This is a genomic window from Kaistia defluvii (assembly GCF_040548815.1).
GTDB lineage: Bacteria > Pseudomonadota > Alphaproteobacteria > Rhizobiales > Kaistiaceae > Kaistia > Kaistia defluvii_A.
On record NZ_JBEPSM010000002.1, the window covers coordinates 685,900 to 710,734 of the forward strand.

Sequence of the window (24,835 nt, forward strand, 5' to 3'; positions counted from 1 at the left end):
CCGGAAGCCGGCGTCAGTAATAGCGCGGGATCGGCCCGACCTGCGGGGTCTGGTTGGGCAGCGTCACCATGATCGCGTCGACATAGCACCAGCCCCAGCCTTCCGGCGGATCGTAGCCTTCGATGATCGGGTGGCGGGTGGCGTGGAAATGCGCCGTCGCGTGGCGGCCGGGCGAGTCGTCGCAGCAGCCGACATGGCCGCATTGCCGGCAAAGCCGCAGATGCACCCATTCCTGGCCGATCTTCAGGCACTCCTCGCAGCCCTTGCTGCCGGGGGTGACGGTCCGGATGGTGTCAACGTGATGGCACTGCATCGACATGGTTCATCTCCAGGTGGGCGGTTGGCAAAAGGACGGGAAGAGACGAGGGCGCCACGCGGGGGGACGCGGCGCCCTCAAGGCCTGGCCTAGGCGCGGATGAAGGCCAGGACGTCGGCGTTGAACTTGTCGGCCTCGGTTTCGGCGAGGCCATGCGGCGCGCCCGGATAGACCTTGAGCTCGGCGCCCTTGACGATCTTGGCCGTCTTCAGGCCGGCGGCCGCGATCGGCACGATCTGGTCGGCGTCGCCATGGATGACCAGGGTTGGCTTGTCGATCTTCTCCAGGTCCTCGGTGTAGTCGACTTCGGAGAACTCGCGGATGCAGTCATATTCGCCCTTGATGCTGCCCATCATGCCGAGCCGCCAGAAGTTCTCGCGCAGGCCTTCATTGACCTTGGCGCCTTCCTTGTTGAAGCCGTAGAACGGCATCGACAGGTCCTTGAAGAACTGCGAGCGGTCGCCGGCGGTACCCTTGCGGATACCGTCGAACGCTTCGAGCGGCGTGCCTTCCGGGTTGGCCTCGGTCTTCAGCATCAGCGGCGGGACGGCGCCGACGAGCACCATCTTGGCGACTCGGCTGGTGCCATGGCGGCCGACATAATGCGCGATCTCGCCGCCGCCGGTCGAATGGCCGACCAGCACGACATCGCGCAGGTCGAGCGCCTCGATCAGTTCCGCCAGGTCGTCGGCATACTGGTCCATGTTGTTGCCGTCCCAGGGCTGGTCGGAGAGGCCATGGCCGCGACGGTCATGGGCGATGACGCGAAAGCCCTGCGAGCCGAAGAACAGCATCTGCGGTGCCCAGGCGTCGCCGGCCAGCGGCCAGCCATGCGAGAACAGGATAGGCTGGCCGGTGCCCCAGTCCTTGTAGGAGATGGTGGTGCCGTCTTTGACCTGGAACGTGCTCATGGATCTCTCTCCGCTGGGAATCTCTGGGAACCGGCTCGCTGCCGGCTGGGTGTTGATGACAGGGACAGCATGGGACACACCCCGCCCGTGAACCATTCTATGTAGGGTTGTCCCAATCATACTTGAGTATGAGCCCGCCTCGGGACGGAGCGCCGCCGGGGAGGGAACATGGCTGGTCAATGCAGCGGCAAGGGTCCCGATCCCTAGGCGCCGCCGAAGGGGGACCTAGGGCTCGCACGGACGGGGAAAACCCCCGTCCCGATTTTTGCGAAACGCGGTGTGCGCCCGCGCGCCTCAGGACGCGACGGGGCCGCCGGCCTTCTTCCAGGCGTCGATGCCGCCTTCGATGTGGCAGGCCGTCTTCAACCCGACATCCTGGGCCGCCTGCACGGCCATGGCCGAGCGTTCGCCGAAGGCGCAGTAGAAGATGATCCGCTTGCCGGCGGAGACGGCCAGCGCATGCAGCAGGCCACCGGCATCAAAGTTTTCCTGCAGGGCCGGGTAGGGTGCATGGATCGAGCCGGGAATGACGCCGTGGCGCTCGCGCTCGCTCTTCTCGCGCAAATCGACCAGCGTCACGTCGGTGCGGCCGCGCAGGTCGAGCGCCTGCGTCGCCGAGACGGCCCAGCCCTTGCGGGCTATCTCGTCCTGATGAAGCCCGATATGGACATTGGCCGGCACGGCGACATCCATCATCTTCGGGTTGGGCAGGTTCAGGTTGTTCATCAGCTGGACATATTCGTCGATCGACTTCACCCGCAGGCGCGGGTTGAAGCGCTTTTCCTCGCCGATGGTGGAGACCGTGTCGCCCTTGTAGTCATGCGCCGGGTAGAGCAGCGTCTCGTCCGGCAGGCGCAGCAGCTTGTTGAAGATCGAGTCATACTGCGCGCGGGGATCGCCGTTCTGGAAATCGGTGCGTCCGGTGCCGCGGATCAGCAGCGTGTCGCCGGTGAAGACCCTTCCGCCCATCACATAGGAATAGGAATCGTCGGTGTGGCCCGGCGTGTAGAGCACGTCGAGGCTCAGGCCCTCGATGGTGACCCGGTCGCCCTCGGAAACGCGCATGGCGACGACGTCGGCCTTGGTCTGCTCGCCCATGACGGTGATGCACTGGGTATGGTCGCGCAGCGCGCCGAGGCCGGTGATGTGGTCGGCGTGCAGGTGGGTATCGACCGCCTTGACCAGCTTCAGGTCGAGCTCGCGCACCAGCTGCAGGTAGCGGTCGACCTTTTCCAGCACCGGATCGATGATCAGGGCTTCGCCGCCCGGCCGGCTGGCGAGCAGATAGGTGTAGGTGCCGGAAACGCTATCGAACAGCTGCCGGAAGATCATGGTCCGCTCCATCGGTTGGAAAAGGATTCCGCCGAACGCCGGGACGCGGCGACAGTCTATCATGTCCGCGATTTCCTGGGGATCCGGCTTGGCAAAGGGGCGGCGGGGACGGGTGAACCGTCCCCGCCGGGTTCGCCTAGGTCAGGACGGGCTGCGGCACGATGCGGATATAGGGCTTCGGCTCCTTCCAGCCCTGCGGATAGAGCTGCTTTGCCTCGTCGTTGGAGACGGAGCCGGCGATGATCACGTCGTCGCCCGGCTTCCAGTTGACCGGCGTGGCGAGGCGATGCTTGGCCGTCAGCTGCAGCGAGTCGACGACGCGGAGCACCTCGTCGAAGTTGCGGCCCGTGGTCATCGGATAGGCAATGACGAGCTTGATCTTCTTGTCCGGCCCGATGACGTAGACATTGCGGACGGTCTGGTTGTCGGCGGCGGTGCGGCCATCGGACGTGTCGCCCGCGGCGGCGGGCAGCATGTCATAGGCCTTGGAGACGGCGAGGGTCGGATCGCCGATCATCGGGAAGTTCGGGGCCATGCCCTGCGTCTCGGCAATATCCCTGGCCCAGCCGGCGTGCTTGTCGACCGGGTCGACGCTGAGCCCGATGATCTTGACGCCGCGCTTGTCGAATTCCGGCTTCAGCCGCGCCATGTAGCCGAGCTCGGTGGTGCAGACCGGCGTGTAGTCCTTGGGGTGCGAGAACAGGATGCCCCAATCCTTGCCCAGCCACTCGTGAAACGAGATTGGGCCCTGGGTGGTCTCGGCGGTGAAGTCCGGGGCGAGGTCGTTGATGCGAAGCGACATGATGTTTCCCTTCCTGGTTGAACGTGTCGAGGAGGGCAGGATACGAATGCGCTGTTCCGCGAGCGTTCCCCGACGTAAAAAGCGTTGCGGCGAGTCTCTGGGGCGCCGGATCCATGGCTGGCTGGGGATGCAGGGTGCGGCTTTTCATTCAATTACTGGGGCGCTTCGGCGTCCGCCTTGATGGCGAAGAGGTGCCATCGATCGCCTGGAAGCGGGATCGCGCGGCGGCCCTGATCAAGCTGCTGGCCGTATCGCCGCAGCACCGTATCCATCGCGAGCAGATCATGGAGGCGTTCTGGCCCGACCAGGACGTCGAGCTGGCCGGCGCCAATCTGCGCAAGGCGATCCATTTCGCCCGCCGCGCCATGGGCACGCAGGATCTGATCACGGTGACCCGCGAGATCGTCGCCTTTGCCGATGAGGTGCAGCTCGAGACCGACATGGAGCGTTTCGAGGCGGCCGCGACGCAGGCGCTGCGGAGCGGCGATCCGGCGGAATGCGAAGCGGCGGCCGATCTTTATGGCGGCATACTGCTGCCCGACGATCGGTTCCTCGAATGGCTGGACGCCCCGCGCGAGCGATTGCAGCAGCTCTATGCCGCCGTGCTGCGCAAGGGCCGGCTCTGGCGCCGCCTGATCGCGCTCGACCCGACCGATGAAGAGGCCCAGCGGGCGCTGATGCAGGCGGCGCTCGACGCCGGCAATCGCGGCGAGGCGATCCGCCAGTTCGACCAGTTGCGCGAGCGGCTGCATGCCGAACTGGGCGTCGGCCCGAGCAAGGCCTCGATCGAGCTCTATGAGCGGGCACTGGCGCTATCCGGCGCCGAGCCGGCATCGCCCGCGGAACGCATCCGCGCCTCGCTCGCCTGGGCGCTGGTGCATCTGCAGAGCGGCGAGTTCGACAAGGCGGCCGAGCTGGCGCGCGAAACCCGCGCGCAGGCGCTGGGTGGCGGCTTGGCCCGCGAGGTCGGCGAGGCGGGCGCCGTGCTCGGCCTGACCGCGCATATGCAGGGCCGCTGGCCGGAACTGTTCCGCAGCGAATTCACCGAATGGGTGCGCAGCCGCGACGAGTTCGTCCCCTCCGTCTTCGACGGGCACCTGTGCCTCGCCGAATTCTGCCTGTGCGACGCCAAGGGCCACGCCGCGATCGCTCGATCGGCGCAGGAGCTGATGTGCGTCGCGGAGGATGCCGACTCGGTCGCCGGCCGCGCCCTGGCCGGGCTGATCCTGGGCGAGATTGCCCGCTGCGCCGGTGACCTCGAGGAGGCGGAGACGCATCTGAACGAGGCCGAGCGCCTGCATGCCGGCGCCAATGCCCTGTCGGGCCGGGTTCTCGTCCTGGAGCGCCTGGCCGAGATTGCGCTGGCGCGCGGCCAGAAATGGCAGGCGAGCCGGCTGGTCCAGCGGGCGCTGGGCGACGCGACGCAATCCTGGCTGTCCAACCATCTGCTGCTTCGCCTGCAGGCTCTGGCCGTCCGGGCGGCGACGACGCCGGAGAAGGTCGAGGAAGCGATCCTGACGGGCGACCGCCTGCTGACGCCGGGCGCCTGCCAGCCCTGTTCGATGGGCCTTCGCATCGCCTCGGCGGTCGCGCTGACGCAGGCCGGAGAGATGGAACAGGTCGATCGCCGGCTCAACGAGGCCGAGCGCATCGCCGGCATGTGGCAGGGCGGGCCGTGGGCGGCCGCCCTGTGGGAGGCGCGCGGCATCCAGCGGCAGGCGCAATCCAACAAGGTGCGGGCGCTCGCCGCCTTCGCGGAGGCCGCCGCCCGCTACGAGGATCTGGGCCGGCCCCTGGACCAGTCGCGCTGCCTGGAGCGGATGGCCGCGGTGATGCCGGCCGCCGGCGCCTGATCGTCCGGCAGTCCCAATCGATCGCCTCTATCGACGGGCGAAGCGGGCGTGCTTGACGATCACGCCCTCGATCGTCTCCGGCCGGAGAATGGTGTCGATTGCTAGCTGCGCGGCGCCGAGGATGCCGCCATTGCCGTCCGATTTCGCCCGCACGATCTGCAATTCGCGCGTGGCGAGCGGCAAGGAGCGTTCGAAGACCAGCTGGCGCACGCCGGACAGAAGATGGTCTGCCGCGCCGGAAAGCGTGCCGCCGATCACGATCGTGCTGGGGTTGAGCACGCTGACAACATCCGCCGTCACTTCGCCCAGCACGCGGCCCGCCTCGCGCACGCAGCGGATCGCCTCGGGCTGGTTCGCCTGGACCAGGGCGACGATGTCGCGTGCATTCTCGGCCTCGAATCCCTTGGCGCGCAGGTCGCGGGCCAGAGCCCAGCCGGCGGCGCGCGCCTCGACGCAGCCGAGCTTGCCGCATCGGCAGAGCGGCGGATCGGCGGAATTGAGCTGGATGTGGCCAATGTCGCCGGCCGCTCCCTGTGCGCCGCGATAGAGCCGGCCATCGGCGATGATGCCGCTGCCGATGCCGGTGCCGGCCTTGATGAACAGCAGCTGCTCGACCTCGGGCCAGAAGCGGCGCGATTCCGACAGCGTCATCAGGTTCACGTCGTTCTCGACCACCACGGGCGCGCCGATCGCGTCGCCCAGCCACGAGCGGATGTCGAAATTGTCCCAGCCGGTGAGGATCGAAGGGCCGAAGACGCGCCCGGCGCCGAAATCGACCGGTGCCGGCAGGCAGAGCCCCGCGGCCAGCAGGTCGCTGCGCGGCCGGCCGATGCCGTCGAGCAGGGAGAGAAACTGCCCGGCGATCCGCTCCAGCACGGGCAGCGGCCCGTCGCGCAGGTCGATCGTGCAGGTGGATTCGGCCAGGATCGCCGGCTCCAGTGTGGTGACGGCGGTGCGCAGGATGCTTTCGCCGACATCGGCGACCAGGATGACGCCGAAGCCGGTGTTCATTTCCAGCACGCGCGTCGGCCGGCCGCCGCTCGGCAGGGTCTTCGGCGCCTCGTCGACCAGGCCGGCCGCGATGAGCGCGTTGAGGCGCTGGGTGACGGTGGTGCGGGACAGTCCGGTGCGGTCGATCAGCTCGGCGCGAGACTGCGCCCGGCCCGAGGCGATCAGGGACAGGAGAGGGGCCCCGCTGGCCGCCGCCGCAATCTCGCTTCTATCCGAATCGTTCTGCACGAAATGTCGCTCTTTCTGCCGAACCAGGCCAGGCCCGGCTGCGTGCGCCCTGTTGCAAGCGCACGCTCCGGGCGACCGAACCGGCCGATTCGTCGGCTACCAGAGTGTATAGCCGCCGTCGACGACGAACACCGATCCGGTCACGAAAGACGACGCTTCGCTCGCGAGCAGCAGCGCGATCGGCGCGATCTCTTCCGGCGTCGCATAGCGCTGCATCGGCACCTCGTCGCGCCAGTAATGCGCGTAGTCCTCATATTCGGTGCTGGCGATCTCGGTCTTCACATAGCCCGGCGCGATCGCGTTGACGCGCACGCCCGACTGCGCCCATTCGGCTGCCAGCGACTTGGTCAGGTGATGCACGGCGGCCTTGGAGATGCCGTAGGGCGAATGCCATTGCGGGCGGTTGATGATCAGGCCGGAGATCGAGCCGATATTGATGATCGAGCCGGAGCCGCGCTGGACCATCTGGTTGCCGACGACCTGGCTCGCCTTCCAGACGGCGTCGAGATTGATCGAGAACAGGCGCTGCCATTCGTCGTCGGAAAGCGTCAGCGCATTGGCGTGGAAGCCGATGCCGGCATTGTTGACCAGCACGTCGATCGGGCCGAGCTCCTTCGCCACGGTCTCGACCATGGCTTCGAGATCGTCGCGATTGGCGACGTCGGTCTTCACGGCGATAGCGGGCACGCCGAGCTTCTTCAGTTCGGCCAGCGTCTCCTCGCTCTTGGCTTCGTCGCGCGCCGCGATGACGATCGACGAGCCGGCTTCAGCGAGGCCGACGGCGATCGCCTTGCCGATGCCGCGATTGCCGCCGGTGACGACGGAGACTTTGCCCCGCATCGAGAACTTGTCCAGGATCGACATGGGTATGACTCTCTCTTCGTGTATTAGGGGCGGGCCGTCTCAAGCGGCGGGTTGGTGGTGATCAGGCTCGACTGGACGGCATCCGCCGGCAGCGCGCCGGTCATGACGCCGACCACGTCGCTCATCGAGGTGGTCTTCGGGCTGACGACGACGGCGCGGCGGCCGAGCCGGTGGATATGGATCCGGTCGGCGATCTGGAAGACGTCGGGCATGGAATGGCTGATCAGCACGACCGAAAGTCCCTGGTCGCGCACGCGGGTGATCAGGTTCAGCACCTGGTTGGTCTCGCGCACGCCGAGCGCCGCGGTCGGCTCGTCGAGGATGACGACGCGCTTGCCCCAGGCGGCGGCACGGGCGACCGCGACGGCCTGGCGCTGGCCGCCGGAAAGGGTCTCGACCTTCTGGTTGATCGACTGGATGCGGATGCCGAGGTTCTTCATGTGGTCGGCCGCCTGCTGGCGCATGCGCGACTTGTCGAGCTGGCGGAAGATCTGCCCGCGCAGGCCGGGCTTGCGCAGTTCGCGGCCGAGGAACAGGTTCTGCGCGATGTTGAGCTGGGTCGCGACGGCGAGTTCCTGGTAGACGGTCTCGATGCCGGCGAGGCGGGCGCTGAGCGGGTTCTTGAAGTGAACCTCGGCGCCATCGACGAATACCGTGCCGGAATCGGGGATCGTCGCCCCGGTCAGCACCTTGATCAGGCTCGACTTGCCGGCGCCATTGTCGCCGACGACGGCGAGGATCTCGCCCTTTGCCAGCTCGAAATCGGCGCCGTCCAGGGCGACGACATGGCCATAGCGCTTGGTCAGGCCCATGGCCTGCATGGCGAGCGACGGGAGGGGCTGGGTCGTCATGCGCGCTGTCCCCGGCCCAGATACTGATCGGCGCCGACGGCGAGGATGACGAGGAAGCCGGTGGCGATCTGCTGGTAGAGCGAGTCGATGCCGGCCTGGGTCAGGCCGTTCTTCAGCACCACGACGATCAGCGCGCCGATGAAGGTTCCGGCGACGCCGCCGCGTCCGCCGAACAGGCTGGTGCCGCCAATGACGACCGCGGTGATGCTGTCGAGGTTGGCGATCTGGTAGCCACTCGGGTCGGCGATCGGCGTGCGGCCCAGCGCCTGCCAGCCGGCGAAGGCATAGAAGACGCCGGCGAGCGCATAGACGCTGAAGATGACGCCATTGACGTTGACGCCGTTGAGGCGCGCGGCGGCGGGCGAATTGCCGATCGCATAGACGCGGACGCCCCAGGCGGTCTGGTTCAGCGCATAGGCGAGCACCAGCGTCAGCGCGATCCACAGCATGCTGCCATAGGTGATGGTGACGAGGCCGAAGGACGGACCCTCGCCGAGAATGGTCATCAGGTCCGAGTTGATCGGATAGCTGCGCGACTGGGTATAGAGCCGCGCCGCGGCCGTCAGGATGGTGAACAGGCCGAGCGTCGCGATGAAGGGCGGGAGGCGGAAGCGCGTGATGATCAGGCCGTTGATCGAGGCGGCGACGATACAGACGGCGAGGCCGACCAGCATGCCGAGCATCGGATCGCCATTGGCGGCGATGCTGCCCGCGACCACCATGCCCAGCACCATGATCGCGCCATTGGCGAGGTCGATGCCCGAGACGAGGATGATCAGCGTCTGCCCCAGCGCCAGCGTGCCGACGACAACGGATTGCTGGAAGATGAGGGACAGATTGCCCGCGTTCAGGAAGGTCGAGGTCGTGACCGAGAAGACGATAAGGATCAGGACCAGCGCCACCAGCGGTCCGGCGACCGGAAAGGCGAACAGTCCCGTGGCGGCGCGGCGCAATCCGGCGAGGAGGCCGGCAGGGGGATTCCCTGCCGGCTCCGCGTCGATCTTTGCCTGCCCGGTATCGGTGCGAGCCCGGTCAGACGTCTGCATGGTTACTCTCCCCAGCAGTTTTCCAGGCCCCACTTGGAGTCCTTGGATTCAATGCCGTCCACCGGATTGTCGGTGATCAGGATGGTGCCGGAATTGTTGACGCCGGTCGGCTTGGGACCGCCATTGACGGCCTTGACGATCGCCTCGACGGCAAGGGTGCCCATATTGGTCGGGAACTGCATCACGGTCGCGCCGATCGTGCCGTCGGCAACGCTGCGGACGCCCGAGCAGCTGCCGTCGATCGAGGTCATCACGATGTCCTTCTTCGCCCGCTTGATGGCGAGGAAGGCGCCCTGGGCCGCCGGCTCGTTGATCGTGTAGACGGCGTTGATGTCGGGATGGGCCGACAGCAGGTTTTCCATCGACGACTGGCCGGTCTCGACATTGGCCTGCGTCAGCGCGGTGCCCGCGATCTCCGGAGCGCCCTCGGCAATGCCGAAGCCCTTCAGGAAGCCGTCATGGCGCGCCTTGGCGGTCTTGTCGGAGAGGTCGTAGTCGAGCATGGCGATGCGGGCCGGCGTGCTGCCGAGCCGGGCCTTTGCCCATTTGCCGATCAGTTCGCCCGCCGCGAGATTGTCGGTCTCGTAGGAGGCGTCGGCGGCGGTGGCGGGCTCCAGCGAGGTGTTGGTCGTCACCACGATGATGCCGGCGTCGCGGGCCTTCTGCACGATCTTGACCAGCGCCGAGGCGTTGGCGGGATCGAGCACGATGCCCTTGGCGCCGCGGTTGATCATGTTCTCGATGGCGGCGACCTGGGTCGCGGAATCGCCGGCGACGCTCGATTCTGCCGTCATGGTCTCGAGGCCATGCTTCTTGGCCGCGTCGACGCCCGCCTGCTGCAGCTTGGCGAAGAACGGGTTTGCCAGCTGCTGCTCGACGATGCCGATCAGGAACGTCTTGTCTTGCGCCTGCGCGCCGGCCGAAAGCGCCATGGTGGCGGTCAGCGCGAGCGTCGCGGGCATGGCGATGGACCGTAGGGTCCGGCTTGTCATCTTCAACATAGTCCTGGTCTCCTCCAACCTGGTTTATTGTCGAGTGTCACGGATGTGCCTGGTCAACCTCCCGCTCCGGGCTTGCGGGCTGGCTCGCGTATCGCGGCGTTTCCGACGAGCCGTTCGGAAAGCCGCCCGCCGTCCCAAGCGCGCGCATCGACTGGCGAAGCCGGTCGTCGGCGGCAAGCTGGCGGTATTGCTGATAAAGCGAAGCATAGACGCCGGTGGCGGCGGGATCGGGCGTGAACCGGTCGAAGCGCCGGGCGCCGAAACGGGCCGCGCCGGCGGCGAAATCCGGGACGATGCCGGCCGCGACCGCGCCATGGATGGCGGCGCCGACGGCGGTCGGGTTGGCGATGTCGGGAACCTCGATCTCGCGTCCGAGCACGTCGGCCATGATCTGCAGCAGCAGCGGATTGCGACGCGACAGGCCGCTGGTCAGGATGACCCGGTCGATCGGCAGGTCGCCGGCGGCGAGGTGATCGAAGATCGAGCGCGCGCCATAGCAGAGCGCCTCCAGCAAGGCGCGATAGATCTGTGTCGAGCTGGTCGAGAGGTTGAGCCCGACCAGCAGGCCGCTCAGGCTCGAATCGGCGAAGGGAACGCGGTTGCCGCTCCACCAGTCGAGCGCCATCAGGCGGCTCTGGCCCGGGTTCAGCGAGGCGGCGCTTTCGTCATAGAGCCGGAAGCTCTCGGCCACCGTCTCGGCGCGGGGAAAATTGCGGATATACCAGGCTAGAATGTCGCCGAAGCCGGCCTGTCCCGCCTCATAGCAGGCGAGATCCGGCAGGACGGCGCCATCCGCGACGCCCTCGATGCCTTTCGGCAGCTCGCCGGCCCGGTCGCCGAGCAGCAGGTAGGCGGCCGAGGTGCCGAGCGCGCCGACCAGCGTGCCGGCGGCGATGCCGTCCACGGCCGGCAGCACGACATGCGAATCAATGACGGCGACGGCGACGACGGCGTCGCCGCGAATGCCGGTCCGCTCGTGCCAGCCCGGCGCCAGCAATCCTGCGGCCGAGCCGACGGGCAGGGGCGGCGACAGACGGTCGGCGAGGCCCGGTACGGTATGGTTGGGATAGCCGCTCTCGGCCGAGAACTGCGCCTTGTAGGCAGCGAAGTCGAGGCTGCGGGCCTCAAGCCCGGTCAGTTGCCAGACCAGCCAGTCGCCGGCCTCGATGAAGCGGTCGGCCTGCTTCCAGATCGCCGGCGCCTCGGCCTCGATCTGCGCGGCCTTGGCCAGCATCCATTCGCCCGAGAGCCGGCCGCCGAAATTCTTCAGGAAACGGCCGCCCTGCGCATTGATCGCATCGGCATAGGGCTGGGCCGCCGCATGCTTCCAGAGCTTCACGAATGCATGCGGTTCGTCGGGGAGCAGGGCGGAGAGCGGGGTGCCGTCGGCGCGGGCGGGCAGCGGCGTGCTGGCGGTGAAGCCGATGCCGATGCCGGCGATCTCGAATCCCCCGCCGATCGCGGTCAGGATCGCCTCGGCCGCTTCGAGATAGTCGGCGGCGTCCTGAAGCGCATAGGCGGGCGGCAGCGCCGTGCCGTCGGGCAGGGCGGCGGTCATGACGCCGTGCCGGTAGGGGTGGGTGTGGCTCGCTTCCTGCTCGCCCGTCGTCGCATGGATGCGGACGCCGCGCGCCGACTCCGTGCCGAAATCCAGACCTAGCAGATAGACGTCAGCCACGATGCACCCAGTTCACTCCTGCGGAAGGCCGAATGGGCCCGCCTCGATCCCGCTCGCCGATTTGCAGGAAACGCTTCCTGTCGGCGGCTGACGAATTAATGTCCGCGTGTGGTCTTAAGTCAACTGAGTTATGTATATTTTTGGACGTATATAAATACGCCGACATTCGAGTTGGCGTTCGGGATCGCCAAACGAAAATCGCCCCACCGTTGCCGGCGAGGCGATCAATCGAGGTTGGAAGCACAGCAGAGCGTGTTACGGGCCGTCTAACCGCTATCAGGCAAAGGCGGGCAGCCTTTCGCCGGCGGGCAGGGCGGGGCTGCTTTCCGGCAGGCTTTCATAGTGGGCCAGGCGATCGCCGAGCGTCGGTATGTCTGCGATTTCGGCCATGTCGATCCGCCCGACGATCCGCCCCCGTGACAGCACCACGACCTCGTCCGCCACGTCAAAGATCTCCTGCACTTCGGTGCAGAAGACGACGACGGAGCGTCCGCGGGCGGCGAAGTCGCGCAGCAGTTCGTAGATGTCGGCCTTGCTGGAGATGTCGACGCCGCGTGTCGGCTCCTCGATCACGATGATGTCGGTGTTCTCCTCCATGGAGGCGCCGAGCGCCACCTTCTGCTGGTTGCCGCCGCTGAGCGAGGTGATCGGGTGGCTCGTGCTGCCGGTCTTGACGCGATAGCGCGCTACGCCCTCGCGGGCGATCGCCTCCAGCCGGCCGGGATCGAGCAGGCGCGACCGGCCGCCCAGCGCGCCGAGGCCGAGCCGCGCCGCTAGGTTTTCGCCGACGCTCATATTGTGGAAAACGGTGTGCCGCCGGCTTGCCGCGAGATAGGAGACCGACGTGCGGCCGCGCGGCGTCAGGCTCTTGCGGTCCGCTTCGCACATCGGGCGAAAGGCGCCGATCGCCTGCGCCAGTTCGCGCGCGCCGGAACCCTCGACGCCGGAAAGCGCGATGATGCGGCCCGGCATCAGGTCGATCGAGATGTCGCGGAAGGCGTCGAGCCGGTCGGCGCAGCGGGCAAGGCGCCAGACCGGCGATCCGGCCTGGCCGGAGGCGGCCCTTGGCGCGGCGCGGGTTTCATCCGGCTTCCGGTCGCCGGCATGGCTTGCCGTCAGATGGGCGGCGATTGCGGTCTCGCTGATCTCCGCGCCGTTGATCTCGGCGCTGATGCGGCCATCGCGCAGCACCAACACGCGGTCGCAACTGCGCACGAAATCGTTCAGCCGATGCGTGATCAGCAGCACGATCCTGCCATCCCGAGCGAGCTCGCCCATGGTGGTGAAGAGCGCTTCCGATTCCTGTTCCGTCAGCGCCGAGTTGGGCTCGTCGAACAGATAGACGTCGGCATCGCTCAGCATGGCGCGGGCGATCTCGACGCGCTGCTGCACGGCGAGCGACAGATCGGCGAGTTCGTAATGCGCGAAGGCCGCGATCCCGAGCCGGGTCAGCACTGCCTCGGCGGCCGCCGGATCGACGGCGATGCGGCCGAACCAGTGGCCCTCGCGACCGACGGCGAGGTTCTGCTCGACCGTCATGTTTGGCCAGATATGCGGCTCCTGGTGCACCACGGCGACCCGCTGCCACACGTCCGCGACCGGGCCGTCGGGCCGCTGCAGTACGATCTCGCCGCTATCCGCCTTCTCCTCGCCGGCCAGCATGCGCATCAGCGTGCTCTTGCCGGCGCCATTCGGGCCGGCAATGCCGATGATGCTGCCCGAGGTGATGTCGAGATCCAGCCCGTCGAGCGCCCGCGTCGCGCCATAGCGCTTGGTGATGCCCTTGCCGGTGAGCCGGATCATGCCACGGCTCCCGTGCCCGAACGGACCGAGCGCTGGCCGGCGCTGCGGATCAGCTTCTGCGAGACGAGATCGAGCCAGACGGCGCCGATCGTCACCAGACCGATGAACAGGAGCTGGACGAAGGAGCTGACACCGAGCAAAGCGAGGCCGTTGTTGAGAAGGGCGAGCAGGATGACGCCGAGCAGCGTGCCCACAATGGTGCCCCGGCCGCCATTCAGGCTGGCGCCGCCGATGACGACCGCCGCGATGACCTGGAAGGACAGCGAGCTGGACTGGGTCGGGCCGACCGAGCCGACATAGGAGAAATCGAGGATGCCGGCGAGCCCTGCCATCAGCGCGCTCAGGACGAAGACGACATATTTGTACTTCTTGAGCGGAAGGCGGGCGACGCGCGCCGCTTCCGCATTGCCGCCCATCGCCATCAGGCGGAAGCCGAACACGGTGCGGTGGCGCAGGATCCAGAACAGGATGAAGGCGCCGACCAGCCACAGCGTCTCGACGGGAATGTCATAGGCCATCAGCGCCCCGCCGAGGCCGTGGAAGAAGGAGAGCTCCCAGGCGGGCGGCAGCGGCTCGTTATAGGCCGGGGTGAAGGTGGTGGCGTTGCTGATCAGCAGCGACAGGCCATCGGCCACGTTGAGCATGCCCAGCGTCGTGATGAAGGAGGGCAGGCCGGCACGGACGGTCAGGAAGCCATTGAGCAGGCCGGTGAGCAGGGCGATGCCGAGGCCGGCCGCCAGCGCCACCAGCAGCGGCGTCGTGAAGGGCAGGCTGCCGCCGCCGAGCCAGAGCGTGGCGGTGACCGTGCCGGCCAGCCCGTAGACCGCGCCGACCGAAAGGTCGATTTCGCCGAGCAGGATGACCAGCATCTGGGCGAAGGCCACCATGCCGAGCGCCACCATCGAGCGGACCAGCGTCAGCATGTTTTCGGGGCTGAGGAAGGCCGAACGCTGCGACTGGACGATGACGGCGATGAGGACGATAGCCAGCGCCAAACCGAGGGTTCGTAGGCTGTTCAGGACTTTTTGCTGCCCCAGGAGGGCAAGGGCGGACTGGGTCATGGTGGCTCCGGGACGGCAGCGACAAGGGAGAAGCAGGGACGGCGCGGAGATCGGATCCCCGCGCCGTCCTGTCGGCGCTGAAGGCTAGCGGGCGGCCTTGAGGCGCTCGCGGCCCGCGTCCACGGTCAGTTCGTTCGCGCCGCCGGCCTGGGTGATGACGATCGGGCGCAGGAACTGCATCGGATCGGCCGGGGTCTCGCCCTTGGCAAGGAACTGGGCGCACTGCTCGACCGGGGCCTGGGCCTGATTGTCGAAGCCCTGGTCGATCGTGACCAGCGTGTTGCCTTCGCCAATCGAGTCGAGGATGGCGCCGCTGACGTTGAAGCCCGAGGCGAACACCTTGCCATTGAGCTTCAGGTTGCGGATGACGTTGCCGACGCCCTCAATGCCCTGGTCGGTGTGGAAGAACAGGGTGACGTCCGGATTGGCGGTCAGGAACGGCGTGACCGAGTTCAGCACTTCCTGCGTCGTGAAGTTCTTGCCGGTCGGGATGCCGCTCTTCACGTCATTGAAGAACTTCGCGTCGGGGAACACCGACTTATAGCCTTCCATGAAGCCTTCCATGCGGGCCTGCGCCCAGGGCTGGTCAGGAGCGCCGCTGCCCATGGCGATCTGGTTGACCTTGATGCCCTTTTCCTTGATCAGCCGCGCGGTCGTCTCCCCGTTGATCTTGCCCGCCTGCACCTCGTTCAGCGCGTAGAAGGCGAAGCGCTTGGCCTTCGGCGCGTCAATGTTCAGCGTGAACACCGGGATGCCGGCATCGGCATATTTGTTGATGATGTTGGTGAACTGGTTCGGCAGCGGCGGCTGCAGGGCCAGGCAGTCGACCTGTCCCGAATTCAGCAGCGTTTCCAGTTCAGACAACTGCTTGGCGGTGTCGGGATTGACCGGTCCGACCATGCGGCACTCGGCGGAAAGCGACTTGTTGGCGGTCTCGCAGCCCTTCTTCGTGCCGATGCGCATTTCCGCGCCCTGGATCGGCAGGCCGGTGCCTTCGATGCCGACCACGATGTTGGCGGTCTCGCCCGCCTCGAGCTTCTTGACGATGCGGGGCGCGAGCTTGAACTCCCCCCAGGGCATGGTGCGGCTCTTCGCGCCGTCCGGCACGGTGATGCCGGCCGCGTGGGCCGAGGTGGCTGCGCCGCAAACACCGGCAAGCAGCGCGGATCCGATTACCGCGAGCATGCGGCTTCTAAGGCGGGACATGTGGCTCTCCGTTCGCATCTGGAAGTGTTCTGTTAGGCAGAACTATGTTTTGTGCACTTGAACTGTAACGGAGGGGCGCGGCTTGTCAATACGACCGCTGGGGTCGTCTGGCGGCGTTCGTGGTGAGGGGGGAACAGGCGCGCGGAAGCGCCCCCCGCACAGGCGGGAGGTCGTTCCGGACCGGTTGGCGGGACGGGGGTGTCTTAGCGCTCTGAGGGCAGGGCGGCGTGCGCGGGGCCGCCGAGCAGGAGGCTGATCCGATCGGCATGGGCGCGGACGATCGCGCCCAGGCGGTGCACGTCCTCGTCGGCGCGCTTCATCGTCGTGACGCTGATCGCGGCCACGGCGGCGCTGTTGCGGTCGTAGATCGCCGCGCCGACGCACAGCACGCCGATATTGTCTTCCTCGTTGTCGAGGGCATAGCCGCGCTCGGCGATCACCTTCAGTTCCTCGATCAGGGCCGCCGGTGTCGTGAGCGTGTGTTCGGTACGCCGCGGCATGCCGAGCCGCTTGAGGATGGCCTTGACCTCGTCCTGCGGCAGCCGCGCCAGCAGCGCCTTGCCGACCGACGAGCAATGCGGCAGCTCGCGGCGGCCAAGCGACGACATCATGCGGAACGGCCCCGGCGCATCGACGCGCCCGATGGCCACCGCATGGCCATCGTCCAGCACGGCGAGGCGCGAAGTCAGCTTCGTCGTGTCGGTGAGTTGCTGGAGGATCGGGGTGGCGATCTGGGTGATGCCCATCTCGGCCACGGCACGGTCGCCCAGATGCACGAGCGCCAGGCCGAGCCGGTAGAGGCGGCCATTGCCGACGCGGGTATCGGCCACGAATCCGCGCGCCACCATGGTCTGCAGCAGGGTGAAGGCGGTGCTGCGCGAGACGCCGATGGCCGCCGCGATCTCGCCCACGCCCATCCCCTTGCTGTCGCCCGCGCCCAGGGCTTCGAGCACGTCCAGCGCCCGGCCAACGCTGCGCAGCGGGTATTTGTCGGGAGTGCTCTCGTCAGGCGTGGTGGACACGGTTGGTTGCCTTCTGGTTTCGCCGCGCCTGCAACGTGCAGGGCGGATAGGGCCGTCCGCACAACCGATACGCGGAACGATGGCCCGTTGACAATATCCTCGAACTGCCCCTACGATTTGCATAACAGAACCATGTTCGGCTTAACAGAACAGATAAATGGTTGCGACGGGGAAGTGCAGGATGCGGTCGGAACGTCAGAGTTTCTGTCCCGGGGAGGCGCGCATGGATCGATCGGTTGCGGTCGGCAGACGCGATCTTCGCCGGGTGCTTTCGACACCGGCGCCGGCTGACGGATTCGTTCAGCCCCGATGCCGCGTCGGGCAACAGCCATAGCCGTCTGGGTTCATCCCCGCTTTTCCGGGGCCGTCGACGGTCTCGCATCTTTTCCGATCCCTTCTTGAAGGCGCCGCCGCTCTCGGTTGCGCCCGCATTCTGGAGCCGATAATGGGCCTTCGCTTTGCCGTCGATACGGGCGGCACCTTCACCGACCTGATGGTCGCCACGGAAGATGGCGTTCTCAGCATGCACAAGGCGTCGACGACGCCGTCCGATCCCGTCGCCGGGGTGATCGACAGCCTGCGGATCGCTGCCGAGGCGGCGGGCGAGGACCTGCACAGCTATCTGGGTCGCGGCGAGATCCTCGTCCACGGCACGACGCATGCGATCAACGCCATCGTCACCGGCTCGACCGCCCGCACGGCCTTCCTGACGACCAAGGGCCATCCGGATACGCTGGTTTTTCGCGAGGGCGGGCGCATCGAGCCGTTCAATTTCACGGTGCCCTACACCGAGCCTTATGTGCCGCGTGCACTCACCTTCGAGGTGCCGGAGCGCATCACGGTCAGCGGCGCGGTCAAGACCCCGCTGGATGAGGCGGCCGTGATCGAGATCCTGGCGAAGCTGAAGGCGGCCGAGGTCGAGGCGATCGGCGTGTCGTTTCTGTGGTCGGTGGTTGATCCGGCGCATGAACTGGCCGTCGGCGCGCTGATTGAAAAGCACCTGCCGGGCGTGCCCTACACGCTGTCGCATGAGATCAACCCGTCGATCCGCGAATATCGCCGCGCCTCCTCGACCTGCATCGACGCCTCGCTGAAGCCGGTCATGGGCGCCTATATGCGCGGCCTCGAACAGCGCCTGCGGGACGCCGGCTTCCAGGGCCGCGTGCTCGTCGTCACCTCGCAGGGCGGCGTGATGGACGCGGCGCGGGTGGCGGAAGCCCCGGTGCATCTGATCAATTCCGGACCGAGCATGGCCCCGGTCGCGGCCAAGGCCTATGGCGCCGATGACGCGGCCGAAACCCTGATCGTCGGCGACACCGGCGGCACCACCTTCGACGTCTCGCTGGTCCGGCGCGGCCGCATTCCGCGCAGCCGCGAAACCTGGCTCGGCCAGCCTTTCCGCAGCCACATGACCGGCATGCCCTCCGTCGACGTGAAGAGCATCGGCGCCGGCGGCGGTTCGATCGCCTGGGTCGATGCGGGCGGCCTTCTTCATGTCGGTCCGAAGAGCGCCGGTGCGGTTCCGGGCCCCGTCTGCTATGGCCGTGGCGGCAAGAAGCCGACCCTGACCGACGCCTCCGTCGCGCTCGGCTTCATCGATGCCGAGTTCTTCCTCGGCGGCAAGATGGCGCTGAACAAGCAGGGCGCGCTCGACGCGATCCGCACCGACGTGGCCGAGCCCCTCGGCAAGACGGTCGAGCAGGCGGCCGAGGTGATCGTGGCGCTGGCGACCGAGCACATGGTCCAGGCGATCATGGACATCACCGTCAACCAGGGCATCGACCCGACGCAGGCGACCTTTGTCGCGGGCGGCGGCGCCGCCGGCATCAACTGCGTGGCGATCGCCCGGCGTCTCGGCTGCAAGCGCGTGCTGGTGACGGAAGCCGGCGCCGCGCTCTCGGCCTCCGGGGCACTGATTTCCGACCTGACCGCGCACCAGCAGGCCATGTTCCATTCGCGCAGCGACAGCTTCGACGTCGACGGCGTTAACAAGGTGCTGGCCGGCCTCAAGGCCTCCTGCGACGCCTTCGCGGCAGGCCCCGGCGCCGGCGCCAAGGCGGTCGAAATCGATTGGTCGACCGAGGCGCGCTACATGGACCAGGCCTGGGAAATCGAGGTCCCGCTCCGGGTGCCGAGCTTCGTGGGCGGCGATGACGTTCGCACGCTGGTCGCCGATTTCCACCAGATGCACCAGGATATCTTCGCCGTCAGCGACGACAAGGCGGAGATCGAGACCGTGAGCTGGAATGCCGAGGTGCGCTGCCGCATCGGCTCCGGCGTGCCCGGCCGTCTCGCAGCCGACAGCCGTCCGGCCAAGCTGCCGTCGCGCCCGGTCCGCTTCCTCGGCACCGACTGGATCGACGCCGATGTCTGGCGGCTCGAATCCATCCCGGAAGGCCAGCCCTTGCTTGGCCCGGCCATCGTCGAATCCGATTTCACGTCGATCGTCATCGATCCCGGCGCAAAGGCCTGGCGCGACGCATCCGGCAATCTCGTCATCGAAGTCTGAGCGGAGAGAGACCCATGTCCGACACCAACAAGATGGATGGCTCGACGCTCGCGGTGCTGACCGCCCGCTTCGAGGGCATCGCCCGCAAGATGGCGAACACGCTGCACCGCACCGGCCGCTCCGGGATTCTCACCATCGCGCGCGATTTCTCCTGCGTCGTGCTGACAGCCAAGCACGAGCTGCTGGCAACGGCCGAAAGCCTGCCCAACCATGTGCTGCGCGGGCCCGACATCATGTCGCGCACGATGACCGACAATCATCCGGTGCTGAAGCGCGGCGACGCCTTCCTGCACAATTCGCCCTATCACGGCTGTACCCATCCCGCCGATCACTCGATCCTGATCCCGATCATTGACGAGGCGGGCGTTCATCGCTTCACCGTGCTCGCCAAGGCGCACCAGGCCGATTGCGGCAACTCGCTGCCGACGACCTATATGGGCGCGGCGCTCGACGTCTATAATGAGGGCGCGCTGATCTTCCCGGCCGTGAAGGTGCAGGACAACTACCAGCACGTCATGGACATCATCCGCATGTGCCAGATGCGCATCCGCGTGCCGGACCAGTGGTGGGGCGACTATCTGGCGACGCTGGGCGCCGCGCGCGTCGGCGAGCGCGAGATCCTGGCGCTCGGCAAGGAAATCGGCTGGGACCGGCTGGAAGACTATTCGCAGCAATGGTTCGACTACAGCGAGAAGCGGATGATCGAGGTGATCCGCGCACTGCCCAAGGGCCGCGTGACGCGCACCAGCACGCACGACGCGTTCCCCGGCACGCCGGCGGAAGGCGTGACGATCACGGCGACGGTCGAGGTCAAGCCGGAAGAGGCGATGATCGAGGTCGACATGACCGACAACCCTGACTCGATGCCGAACGGGCTCAACCTGTCGGAGGCCTGTTCGCTGTCGGCGCCGATGATCGGCATCTTCAATTCGATCGATCACACCGTGCCGAAGAACGAGGGCAGCTTCCGCCGCATCAAGATCCACCTGCGCGATGGCTGCGTCGTCGGAAGGCCGCGGCATCCGACTTCCTGCTCGGTCGCGACCACCAATATTGCCGATCGCGTCGCCAATCCGGTCCAGGCGGCTTTGGCCGAACTCGCCGATGGCCTCGGCCAGGCCGAGACGGGCGCCTTGATCCCGCCCTCCTGCGGCGTGGTTTCCGGCGTGCATGACGGCAAGCCCTTCGTCAACGAGGTTTATCTCGGTTGCACGGGCGGGGCTGGCACGCCCTGGACGGATGGCTGGCTGACCATCCTGCATGTCGGCAATGCCGGCATGTGCTACCAGGACTCGATCGAGATCGACGAGCTTCGCCACCCCATTTTTGTCCATGCGCGGCGCCTCATCTCGGATTCGGAAGGCGCGGGAAGGTTCCGTGGCGCGCTCGGCGCCTATTCGGAGTTCGCGCCGGTCGACTGCTCGATGACGGTCGCCTATGTCAGCGACGGCAACGTCAATCCGGCGCTGGGCACCCGTGGCGGCCTGGCGGGGGCGACCTCGGCGCAATATCGCCGCCTGGCCGACGGCACGCTGCAGCCGGTTCCGGCCTGTGCTGAAGTCGTCATCGGTCCCGACGAAACCATGGTCTCGATCAGCGGTGGCGGCGGTGGCTACGGCCATCCGCATGAGCGCGATCCGGCCCGCGTCCTGCACGATGTGAAGGAAGGCTGGATCAGCCGCGACCGGGCGGCCTCGGTCTATGGCGTCGTACTGACGGACGACAACCGCGTCGACGCCGAACGGACCGCGGAGGCAAGGCAGGCGCTGGATCCCGCCTAGCGCTTTCGCGAAGAAATGCCGGATCGCGCAACGAGACCGCGATCCGGCAAGTTGTGGGGGCTGGTCCTGTGCGCCGGGCGGGCTGACCGGTCAGCGCGGGGCAGGGGCCGGGCCGAACGGGTTGAGCGCCAGCGCCCTGGCCACGGCGGCGACGGCGGCCTGGGCCCGCACGCTGTTGCCGACCGGGTCGAGCGGCGGCGAAAAGGCGGCGATCGCCATCTTGCCGGGCGCAACCGCGAGGATCCCGCCCCCGACGCCGCTCTTGCCCGGCAGGCCGACCGTATACGCCCAGTCGCCGGAGGCCGAGCATGCCTTCCGTCCTTTGCACTTCCGTGATCATCAGAAGGCCGAAGCATCAGCGAGAATAGTCGAGTCCGATAAGGCGGATCCTGCCGTTGTCTGCGAACGATTCGGGTGTAAATTGGTTTCTCGGGCAAGGGTAGATGGCGCTCCGCGGCGGGGCTCCCGATCGCGACCAAGGAACCAGGGTGAGCGTTTTCTGTCTGATCGCGGTCCGGAACGAAGAACGGTACCTGCCCGGCTTTCTGCACCACATCCGCGACCATGTGGACGGCATCATCGCCCTGGATGACGGCTCCACGGATGGAACGACGCAAATTCTCGCCAACGAGCCGCGCGTTGCATCCGTCCTCAGCGAGGCGCGCGGGGGACCGCCGCATGCGAACGAAACCCGCAACCGCCACCGCCTGCTGGTCGAGGCTGCCCGGCTCGGCGCCCGGTGGGTTCTCTGCGCGGATGCCGATGAGCGGTTCGAAGATGCTTTCCTGCGTCGCTTGCCCCAGGAGGCGGCGCACGGCGACCGCACCGGCCGCGTTCTTCGTCTGGTCCGCATCGTCAATCTATGGAACGCGCCGGACCAGTTCCGCGGCGACGGCCTTTGTGGACCGCGCTGGACGGTGCGCATGTTCCAGGTTCCGGCGGGCTTCACGCCGCGCCCATCCGCCTTGCACCGGCCCTGGTTTCCGCCGGAACTCGACGCGGCGCCGCAGGCGCGCATGAACGCCTATCTGTATCACCTCAGCATGATGGATCGGCAGGATCGCGAAATCCGTTTCGAGAAATTCCGCGCGATCGATCCCCGTAACGAGCATCAGGCGGCTGGCTACCAGCATCTCGTCGATGAAAGCAATCTGACGCTGCGATCCGTGCGTCCCTGGCGCGGCTATACCGATCTCTCCGGCCCGGCGACGAGAGGTCGCGTCCTACCAACCGGCTATTCCGCCATCCCGGCGCCGGCGCTGCCCGATCGCGCCCTGTTTGACGAGGCGTTGTATCTGTCTCTCAACCCCGACGTTCGGCAGGCGGTGGCCAAGGGTCATTTCCAGAGTGGCTGGCAGCACTTTGAACGGCATGGTGCTGGCGAAGGCCGCAACTGGCGTTCCATGCCGCGCTTCACGGGACTGGATTTCGGCTCGATCTTCCAGAATTGGCGAAGCGCGAAATCATGACGTCCGGCTCGCTGTCTTCCCGCTCTTGCCGCGCTCCTGGAAAGCCGCTTGCTTGTTGAAACGCCGAAATCTGGTGGTCCTCCACCTGGAGAGCATTTCCTGGCGGACGATCCAGTCCTTTCCGGAAGCATTTCCGCATTTGAGCCGGTTTATGCCGACGGCGCGGGTATACCGCTCTTATTTCTCGTCCGCGACCTCGACCCAGATGGTCCTCGCCTATCTGTTTCACGGCAATGATTTTGAGATGGATGCGGGGACCGGTCTCTGCAAACCGGCCGCCAACAATCCTAGTCTCTTTTCGACACTGGAAGAGACCGGCTACCGGACGGACTTTCTCTGCGCCAGCGCCCAGCCGGCAAAGCGGATGCTTCCCTTGCTTGCCGACAGTCTGCCCCCGGTCTGGGCGACGAACGACTTCAGCGCGCTTTCGCGCAAGTTCGACGATGCGACCGACACGAACGGCTTTGCGATCTATGTCTGGAACCTGGTGACGCATATCGAACATGCGATGGCGCTGGCGCCGCATGCCGAGGGTCTCGACGATCTGATCGGCGGCGCGTGCGCGGTCGCGGACCACACGCTCGGCGCGATGCTCGCCCTGCTCGAGCGCAAGGGGCTGATGGACGATACGACCATCGTGATCTTCGGCGATCATGGCGACGACTACTGGACGCACGGCTTCAAGAAGGGGCTGCTCCACGGCGTCGAGCCGCACACGCAGATCGTTCATTGTCCCTTGCTCATTCGTGATGCGTCCTTGCCGGCCGGAAACGACTACGGCTTGGCGAGTACCATCGATCTCGCGCCGACATGCCTCGATCTTCTCGGCATCAAGGCGCTGTTGCCGTTCGCGGAGTCCGGCCAAAGCCTGGTCCAGACCGAGCGCCGGACCGTCGCGTGTTCCCAGAATTTCACCGGCAGCCAACCCGACTCGGTCGACATGGACACGCGCAAGGCCTTCGCCGTCCATAATGGCTCGCACAGCCTGCTGGTGAGTTCGCGCGGCATGGAACTGTTTAATCACCGCCTCGATCCCGGCAATCATTGCAACTTGCTCCATTTTTTTGACCTCGATCGCGATGGCGGCCTGGTCTTCGTCGGGGCGGATGGAGCCCGGCCGCATTTTGCGACCGCTATGGCCCACATGCTCGGTCGCCAGGGCACGGTCGGCGATGACTTCCAGCGCTTGCGCGCTGCGCTTCGCACATGGCTCGGCAAGAAGCAGGCCTATATCGAGGCCCGGACGCCGGCACCCTCACGCGCTCTCGATCCCGCTTGCCTCCACCGGATCAACCGGCATGGCCGTGACGCGTTCTTCGACCGAGCCGCGGCAAACAACGATTGGATTCCGCAGTCTTTGCAAAAGGTCTGGAATTCCCTTCTTCGACGGAGTGACGATGTTCGACGCTAAGGCGCGCAAGCCGCAGGCGGCGCAGGCCCTCATCCAGGCGGCTGGTGGAGGCACCCGATTGGGGCTTGGCCCCAAGGCTTTCGTGCCGTTGGGCGGCCAGACCTTGCTGGAACGCTCGATCACGCTTTTCCGCGACATCGCCGAAAGCATCCTCGTCGCAGTTCCGGCCGCCGACTTCGAGCGCGCGCGGGCGCTGGTTGGAGCCCCCGGCGTCACGATCCTGGTCGGTGGCCCCACGCGCAGCGACACGACCCGAAAGCTGATCGGGGCGGCGACGGCCCCCTGGCTGATCCTGCACGACGTCGTCCACCCGTTCGCGACCACGGCTTCGGTGCGGCAATTGCTGGATGCGGCGAGGGAGCCGGGCGCCGCCGCGCCCGGCATTGTCAACACCGAGTATCTCTATCGCCGCGACGGAGAGATCCTGCATGCGCCGGGCGATGTGCTGGTAGGCCAGAAGCCCGTCGTCTTTTCGAGCGAGGCGGTGAAACGGGCTTACGAGCGACTGGACGCCGCCGACGTCTCCGGAGATCCGAGCCTGCTCGAAGTGCTCGAGATAGCCGGCATTCGCACCGCCTTCGTCGAGGGCAGCGCCCGCAACATCAAGATCACCAGTCTGGAGGATCTCGAACTGGCGGAGGCGATGGTCGCGCTGGAACGCCTTCGATCGAAGTCTTGAC

At 66.9% G+C, this 24,835-nt stretch carries 20 protein-coding genes and 1 pseudogene; 6 read left to right on the top strand and 15 right to left on the bottom strand.

The features are described 5' to 3' along the window. Nucleotides 1-13 precede the first annotated feature (13 nt). The 4 genes from ABIE08_RS16235 to ABIE08_RS16250 form a co-directional block, all read right to left on the bottom strand. Nucleotides 14-319 carry a UBP-type zinc finger domain-containing protein gene (locus tag ABIE08_RS16235; RefSeq protein ID WP_354552589.1) on the bottom strand — a complete coding sequence of 102 codons (306 nt, stop codon included), beginning with the start codon at nucleotides 317-319 and terminating at the stop codon, nucleotides 14-16. 86 nt (nucleotides 320-405) lie between these two features. Further along, complete coding sequence (locus ABIE08_RS16240) at nucleotides 406-1,227, bottom strand: alpha/beta fold hydrolase (protein ID WP_354552591.1); 822 nt, start codon at nucleotides 1,225-1,227, stop codon at nucleotides 406-408. A gap of 294 nt (nucleotides 1,228-1,521) precedes the next feature. Then, a complete protein-coding gene (locus tag ABIE08_RS16245) occupies nucleotides 1,522-2,559 on the bottom strand; it encodes an MBL fold metallo-hydrolase (protein ID WP_354552593.1) in 1,038 nt (345 codons plus the stop codon). Nucleotides 2,560-2,695: 136 nt separating this feature from the next. Continuing rightward, nucleotides 2,696-3,361, bottom strand: a complete 666-nt coding sequence (locus tag ABIE08_RS16250) for a peroxiredoxin (protein ID WP_354552595.1) — start codon at nucleotides 3,359-3,361, stop codon at nucleotides 2,696-2,698. Between the two features lie 134 nt (nucleotides 3,362-3,495). On the opposite strand from ABIE08_RS16250, the gene ABIE08_RS16255 reads away from it, so the two are divergent. Further along, entirely contained in the window at nucleotides 3,496-5,214 is a 1,719-nt protein-coding gene (locus ABIE08_RS16255) for a BTAD domain-containing putative transcriptional regulator (RefSeq protein ID WP_354552596.1), read from the top strand. A 27-nt stretch (nucleotides 5,215-5,241) separates the two neighbouring features. Here the strand turns inward: ABIE08_RS16255 and ABIE08_RS16260 are convergent, their stop codons facing one another. From ABIE08_RS16260 to ABIE08_RS16305, 10 genes are all read right to left on the bottom strand, one after another. Beyond that, complete coding sequence (locus ABIE08_RS16260; protein ID WP_354552597.1) at nucleotides 5,242-6,453, bottom strand: ROK family transcriptional regulator; 1,212 nt, start codon at nucleotides 6,451-6,453, stop codon at nucleotides 5,242-5,244. 96 nt (nucleotides 6,454-6,549) lie between these two features. Then, a complete protein-coding gene (locus tag ABIE08_RS16265) occupies nucleotides 6,550-7,317 on the bottom strand; it encodes an SDR family NAD(P)-dependent oxidoreductase (RefSeq protein WP_354552598.1) in 768 nt (255 codons plus the stop codon). Between the two features lie 23 nt (nucleotides 7,318-7,340). Further along, a complete protein-coding gene (locus ABIE08_RS16270) occupies nucleotides 7,341-8,168 on the bottom strand; it encodes an ATP-binding cassette domain-containing protein (protein WP_354552600.1) in 828 nt (275 codons plus the stop codon). Beyond that, the gene (locus ABIE08_RS16275) at nucleotides 8,165-9,214 is read right to left on the bottom strand and encodes an ABC transporter permease (RefSeq protein WP_354552602.1); all 1,050 of its coding nucleotides are present in this window, start codon (nucleotides 9,212-9,214) and stop codon (nucleotides 8,165-8,167) included. The genes ABIE08_RS16270 and ABIE08_RS16275 overlap by 4 nt, the downstream gene beginning before the upstream one ends. Before the next feature lie 2 nt (nucleotides 9,215-9,216). Beyond that, a complete protein-coding gene (locus ABIE08_RS16280) occupies nucleotides 9,217-10,215 on the bottom strand; it encodes a substrate-binding domain-containing protein (RefSeq protein ID WP_266333476.1) in 999 nt (332 codons plus the stop codon). 37 nt (nucleotides 10,216-10,252) lie between these two features. Then, nucleotides 10,253-11,893 (bottom strand): FGGY-family carbohydrate kinase, encoded by a 1,641-nt coding sequence (locus ABIE08_RS16285; protein WP_354552604.1) that lies wholly within the window; start codon nucleotides 11,891-11,893, stop codon nucleotides 10,253-10,255. Between the two features lie 276 nt (nucleotides 11,894-12,169). Continuing rightward, nucleotides 12,170-13,696 (bottom strand): sugar ABC transporter ATP-binding protein, encoded by a 1,527-nt coding sequence (locus tag ABIE08_RS16290; protein WP_354552606.1) that lies wholly within the window; start codon nucleotides 13,694-13,696, stop codon nucleotides 12,170-12,172. After that, nucleotides 13,693-14,757 (bottom strand): ABC transporter permease, encoded by a 1,065-nt coding sequence (locus ABIE08_RS16295; RefSeq protein ID WP_354552608.1) that lies wholly within the window; start codon nucleotides 14,755-14,757, stop codon nucleotides 13,693-13,695. Before ABIE08_RS16295 ends, ABIE08_RS16290 begins: the two co-directional genes overlap by 4 nt. A gap of 84 nt (nucleotides 14,758-14,841) precedes the next feature. Then, nucleotides 14,842-15,963, bottom strand: coding sequence for a substrate-binding domain-containing protein (locus ABIE08_RS16300; RefSeq protein ID WP_266333480.1), 1,122 nt, complete (start codon nucleotides 15,961-15,963; stop codon nucleotides 14,842-14,844). A gap of 203 nt (nucleotides 15,964-16,166) precedes the next feature. Next, the gene (locus ABIE08_RS16305) at nucleotides 16,167-16,985 is read right to left on the bottom strand and encodes an IclR family transcriptional regulator (protein ID WP_354552610.1); all 819 of its coding nucleotides are present in this window, start codon (nucleotides 16,983-16,985) and stop codon (nucleotides 16,167-16,169) included. 445 nt (nucleotides 16,986-17,430) lie between these two features. Between ABIE08_RS16305 and ABIE08_RS16310 the strand changes: the two genes are divergently transcribed. Next, nucleotides 17,431-19,494: a hydantoinase/oxoprolinase family protein gene (locus ABIE08_RS16310; protein ID WP_354552612.1), complete on the top strand. Its 2,064-nt coding sequence runs from the start codon at nucleotides 17,431-17,433 to the stop codon at nucleotides 19,492-19,494. 14 nt (nucleotides 19,495-19,508) lie between these two features. Continuing rightward, entirely contained in the window at nucleotides 19,509-21,275 is a 1,767-nt protein-coding gene (locus tag ABIE08_RS16315; protein WP_354552614.1) for a hydantoinase B/oxoprolinase family protein, read from the top strand. Between the two features lie 90 nt (nucleotides 21,276-21,365). Here the strand turns inward: ABIE08_RS16315 and ABIE08_RS16320 are convergent. After that, nucleotides 21,366-21,581 (bottom strand): annotated as a pseudogene (locus ABIE08_RS16320) (glutaminase); the annotation flags it as partial. A 182-nt stretch (nucleotides 21,582-21,763) separates the two neighbouring features. Here ABIE08_RS16320 and ABIE08_RS16325 point away from each other — a divergent pair. The 3 genes from ABIE08_RS16325 to ABIE08_RS16335 are packed head-to-tail and all read left to right on the top strand — an operon-like array spanning nucleotide 21,764 to nucleotide 24,834. Next, nucleotides 21,764-22,744 (top strand): glycosyltransferase family 2 protein, encoded by a 981-nt coding sequence (locus ABIE08_RS16325; RefSeq protein WP_354552615.1) that lies wholly within the window; start codon nucleotides 21,764-21,766, stop codon nucleotides 22,742-22,744. Between the two features lie 55 nt (nucleotides 22,745-22,799). Further along, nucleotides 22,800-24,155 carry a sulfatase-like hydrolase/transferase gene (locus tag ABIE08_RS16330; RefSeq protein ID WP_354552617.1) on the top strand — a complete coding sequence of 452 codons (1,356 nt, stop codon included), beginning with the start codon at nucleotides 22,800-22,802 and terminating at the stop codon, nucleotides 24,153-24,155. Further along, nucleotides 24,142-24,834 (top strand): IspD/TarI family cytidylyltransferase, encoded by a 693-nt coding sequence (locus ABIE08_RS16335; protein WP_354552618.1) that lies wholly within the window; start codon nucleotides 24,142-24,144, stop codon nucleotides 24,832-24,834. Before ABIE08_RS16330 ends, ABIE08_RS16335 begins: the two co-directional genes overlap by 14 nt. Nucleotide 24,835: the final 1 nt, after the last annotated feature.

Coding starts and splice junctions, on each gene's coding strand:
- ABIE08_RS16235 (WP_354552589.1), bottom strand. CDS start 319: ATGTCGATGCAGTGCCATCACGTTGACACCATCCGGACCGTCACCCCC.
- ABIE08_RS16240 (WP_354552591.1), bottom strand. CDS start 1,227: ATGAGCACGTTCCAGGTCAAAGACGGCACCACCATCTCCTACAAGGAC.
- ABIE08_RS16245 (WP_354552593.1), bottom strand. CDS start 2,559: ATGATCTTCCGGCAGCTGTTCGATAGCGTTTCCGGCACCTACACCTAT.
- ABIE08_RS16250 (WP_354552595.1), bottom strand. CDS start 3,361: ATGTCGCTTCGCATCAACGACCTCGCCCCGGACTTCACCGCCGAGACC.
- ABIE08_RS16265 (WP_354552598.1), bottom strand. CDS start 7,317: ATGTCGATCCTGGACAAGTTCTCGATGCGGGGCAAAGTCTCCGTCGTC.
- ABIE08_RS16270 (WP_354552600.1), bottom strand. CDS start 8,168: ATGACGACCCAGCCCCTCCCGTCGCTCGCCATGCAGGCCATGGGCCTG.
- ABIE08_RS16275 (WP_354552602.1), bottom strand. CDS start 9,214: ATGCAGACGTCTGACCGGGCTCGCACCGATACCGGGCAGGCAAAGATC.
- ABIE08_RS16280 (WP_266333476.1), bottom strand. CDS start 10,215: ATGTTGAAGATGACAAGCCGGACCCTACGGTCCATCGCCATGCCCGCG.
- ABIE08_RS16290 (WP_354552606.1), bottom strand. CDS start 13,696: ATGATCCGGCTCACCGGCAAGGGCATCACCAAGCGCTATGGCGCGACG.
- ABIE08_RS16295 (WP_354552608.1), bottom strand. CDS start 14,757: ATGACCCAGTCCGCCCTTGCCCTCCTGGGGCAGCAAAAAGTCCTGAAC.
- ABIE08_RS16300 (WP_266333480.1), bottom strand. CDS start 15,963: ATGTCCCGCCTTAGAAGCCGCATGCTCGCGGTAATCGGATCCGCGCTG.
- ABIE08_RS16310 (WP_354552612.1), top strand. CDS start 17,431: ATGGGCCTTCGCTTTGCCGTCGATACGGGCGGCACCTTCACCGACCTG.
- ABIE08_RS16315 (WP_354552614.1), top strand. CDS start 19,509: ATGTCCGACACCAACAAGATGGATGGCTCGACGCTCGCGGTGCTGACC.
- ABIE08_RS16335 (WP_354552618.1), top strand. CDS start 24,142: ATGTTCGACGCTAAGGCGCGCAAGCCGCAGGCGGCGCAGGCCCTCATC.